Source organism: Stieleria tagensis (assembly GCF_024129865.1).
Lineage (GTDB): Bacteria > Planctomycetota > Planctomycetia > Pirellulales > Pirellulaceae > Stieleria > Stieleria tagensis.
Map to the genome: position 1 here is coordinate 1 of NZ_JAMYFE010000088.1, position 3,933 is coordinate 3,933.

At 55.0% G+C, this 3,933-nt stretch carries 3 protein-coding genes; all 3 read right to left on the bottom strand.

Going from position 1 to position 3,933, the window contains the following annotated elements:
- Positions 1-1,085: 1,085 nt before the first annotated feature.
- A complete protein-coding gene (locus NHH03_RS20255) occupies positions 1,086-1,463 on the bottom strand; it encodes a hypothetical protein (protein WP_253159047.1) in 378 nt (125 codons plus the stop codon).
- Between the two features lie 26 nt (positions 1,464-1,489).
- Entirely contained in the window at positions 1,490-2,362 is an 873-nt protein-coding gene (locus NHH03_RS20260; RefSeq protein WP_253159049.1) for a hypothetical protein, read from the bottom strand.
- On the bottom strand, positions 2,355-3,933 hold a 1,579-nt coding region (locus tag NHH03_RS20265), incomplete at its 5' end, for an RHS repeat-associated core domain-containing protein (protein WP_253159051.1). The genes NHH03_RS20265 and NHH03_RS20260, both read right to left, overlap by 8 nt.

Here is a 3,933-nt window from a genome sequence, read left to right on the forward strand (position 1 = left end):
TTGATGGAGTGTCCCGTTCCCGGCTTACGTCGCTGACGCTCGTCGCGGTCACTTACGCCCTTCTTTGAGCGGAACTCGCCATCCGGGCTCCGCTGTCCTTATCGGCATCCCGCTACACCGGCCCGGAGACTTCCAACGGTTGGCCAGCACCGTTTGGCCGTTTGACTTTGATTGACTTGGCTGGCGTTCACTGGGCCGGTTCCGCTTTGCCTCGGTTCGCTGCGCCGCCACTTCGCCATCCAGGCTACGTGTCGGCTTCGCTCACAACGCCCGGTCTCCGCTCGGTCACTCCGGTGCGGTCTCCGTTCCTCGTGCCTCGTCACTCCGCCTTCCCTACGTTCGGTCGCTACGACCCGGCTACACGCGACGTCGCTACATCTTTGGGATGGCAAGCATTGTCCGTGCTTCATTCATCCTTCGGCCTTCCACCTTCATCCTTGCTTCCCCGCTTCGTGTCGCGTTCCGCCGGACGGCGTCCTGCCACCGGGCTACGTCATGCGGCGACCATCCAGGTCGCCGTGCCTTCGGCGAGTGCGCTCTAGTCCAGGCTGGCGGCTTCCTGCCGAAGATTGCGACGACATCCTGTCGTCGCTGTCGCTAACGCTCCGGTGCGCGGTCGTCCAGCGTGGCGGGCTTCCGGCCCGAGGTTGCTACGACTTCGTGTCGTCGCGGCGGTCGCTTCGCGACCCGCCAAGAACGCAAGCGTCAGCCGAGCGGCGTTGTGGTTCCGACGGCTTGCAAGTGCGTTCGGGTGGTGAGTCGTTTGGCCGTCGGTTTCAACAGCGATCAATCAGCGAGTGAGACCGGTTCAACTTGATCGAAGTTTGGAATGCGATTCCGTATTACGTCCGGTGGACTACCGAACGGAATCAGGTTGAAGCCGTCAGGAGCCTGAGCACGCGACGACTGGATTCCACAGTTGCATTTCTTGCACCACACCGCCACGTAACCGATACGGGTTTCTGCATTGCCAACGTACTGAAAGTCAATTGACCCAAGTGCTGAACAACTCGGGCATTCAATCGCCTTCGTGTCGCCACCGGCGTCTTGGATTTGTCCAATCAGATGTAGCCATTTAGTGAACGTCATTTGAGTCTACTTCTCCAGTGCAAAATGAATGCATCTTCAATTCCATAAGCCGCTTCTTCAAACAGTCCACCAAGAACTGAATCGCCCGGCTTGCCGTGCAGTTGGAACTGCATCGCATGGGTTCGCTCATGTCCAAGAGTACGGACAAGAGTTTCGGGGCTTCCAAAAGCATCTGGATACAAGTCGATTTGCTTTCCGTTCGGGTGGGCGTAACCAAAAATGCCCCGACCCTTCAAACCCGGATCGCGAACTATGTTGACCTTGATTCCCTTGAATCCAATCTCGGCCTCACCAGCAATTCGACGAACCGTTTTCAAGTTCATAGTCACAGGAAGGTCGGCGAACTCACCAACGTTGACTTTGCGACGGAACAACCCACCCGCTGCACTGTTTGGGGCAACTAATTCATGGCTTCCTCCAGCAATTCGAGCAATGTGTTATTCAAAACCGTGGCCTTCGCACTCTGATGTTTGAATCGAAGAAGCTGATCTGTTGTCGCTTCGCCCTCGACTTTGTAGGCATACGAAGCGTCATGATCCTCTCCAATAGCCAGATACTTGCTACCAGCTTCCTCGAAGATGCGATTTTTCTTTTCGACTGAACCCATGATCGTAAGCCCGTTTACGCGAATTCCATCGGCAAATCGCAGTACCTGCCGATAAGATTCACACAGGTCGATGTCAAACAAGCGGTTACTGGTATAGGCCACGCCTGGGCAAACAATCACATTTTCCAAGAATTCATTGTTACTGATCGCATCAACAACCGTCGGCCCAATTCGTCCGAGTTCGGTAGCCTTTGATGCCCACACGCTGCTCTCATCCGCAATATTGTGCGGAACAACGCGTACTACGCTCCCCGAGTAGGATTCCGACATAGACGGAAGCATCAAAGTGAAATGCCGAATCGCTTGATCCACCACGAGCACGACCGAACCACTCATACCGTTTTGCAATTCAAGTTCAAACTTGAAGCATGGATTGGGATTCAGCGGAGGCGGTCCGTACTCAGCGCCGACAAATCGAGCCTGCTCAACGATGATCGCACTACCGTCGATTCTCCGATTCAGCCAATCCGGGATTCCACTGCGACGCACGGAATGAAATTCAATTAGGGCTTTGATTTGTGCCTGTAGGGACATAAACAAAAGGTTTGCGATCCGCAAGTTCAGTATCGCGTCCATCATCGAACGCTCAAAAGGATGCAACGAGTTTCTGTCGTAGCCATACACACCACGTTTTAAGAGACGTCGGACAAGATGCATGTCATTCATCTCCGAAAACGTAGCCGCCCAATCCATCGCCCAACTGATAGCTACCGTATCCAACACCAACTGTGACCACGCTACCCCATACACGCTGCGTTGGCGTCAGTCCCACCCAAGTACGGTAAGGAGATCCTATGCTAAATCGGAATGCTCCCTGCCCGGGCCCAACAACTGTTCCGCTCGCGTACCATGGAGGAGTGAAACCGCGAGTATGTGCAAAGGCATCTGCGACAGAATGCTGAGATGGCGATAGCAGTTTCACATTGCCATTACCAAAACGACGAATTGAGTTGCCGAGCGAAGGAGACACGCGATCGGCTAGACCACTGACTGCGGTCAAATGCCGTTGTGAAATGACTCCGTGGTGCCATTGGCCTGTAACGAGGCTATCTGAGAATGCGTCGTAGACTTGCGGATTATTCCGACTTCCATGGACTTGGCGATTCAAACGCGGCCGTACATTATCCCACTCAGTTGAAAGTTCGCGTCCATTTCGTACCCAAAGGGAATTAGACGAACTTGTTCCCCTTGGGGCCAATCTCGGACTGAAAATTGTAACGTTTGCGATAGCATCTTCAACTGTTGCTGCCGAAACAGCAGTGGCCAACTCTGCCTTCGAAGCGTTTGCCAGTTGCGTCGCGAGCCCGCGGGCCACGCCCGCGGCAAGAAAGTCCAGCGGGCTAACACTCGAGTTGATTGCGTGCGACTGAGACACCTGCATAGCGTCAATGACAGAATTGGCGCCTGTCAGCCCCACGCCTTCAGCGTCTCCAGCCAAGAATCGGTGGTAGCGGATCTCAAGCTCGTCGAGCCCACCATCTTCGATATTCTCCAGTATGAACTGCCGTGCAGTCCGAAGATTGCGAGATAATTCCTGGCTCTCGCCAATCAGTAACTGGTATTGGTCTAGCGTCGTTCCCCGGTTCGATAAAAACGGGTTTTCCGCTGCTCGACCATACTCTGCAAACAGGTTCCGGCGCGATTCTGACTGAGCCGCTTGTAGCGAGTCGATTTTCCGCAGCTGAATCGCATAATCAAGCAGTTGCAGCGTTTCGGTGCGTGTGCCGTTCGATGCGGTCAGATGGTCCAAGAGATTCAATTCTTCGAGGCCATTCGGATCGACGGCGTCGGTCGGTCCATTGCCCACATACCGATACAGATTCGCATCGCCCGCGGCGAAGCCGATTGGGTCTTGGCTGATAAAGCGACCGGAAGATGGATCGTACCAGCGGGCTTTGGCTTCGAGCAGGCCGGTATCGTCGTCAAGGTGATGCCCAGCCCAGATGGTGGTGGAGGTAAGGACCGCTTCGGTGGTGTCGCCGAGGGGCTGACGGTCGCTACCGTACTCGCGTGTGATGTTATGCACGACTTTCCAGTCCCCCGAAGCTTGACTGGCAACCGAAGTCAAGCTGCCGAGCAGGTCCGTGTAACCCCAGACTGTCTCGTAAGCGCCGCTGTGAAATACATCGGTGGCCACGATCTCGTTGGGCTCAGTGCCGTGCAGGTAGAGTTCCGTGAGCACTTGATCAGAACCGTGCAGATCCAACTCCACGATCCTCTGAAGACCATCGTGAAGA

Bases quoted from the DNA above. Each gene is read 5' to 3' on its own strand.
- NHH03_RS20260 (WP_253159049.1), bottom strand. From the start codon at position 2,362: ATGAATGACATGCATCTTGTCCGACGTCTCTTAAAACGTGGTGTGTAT.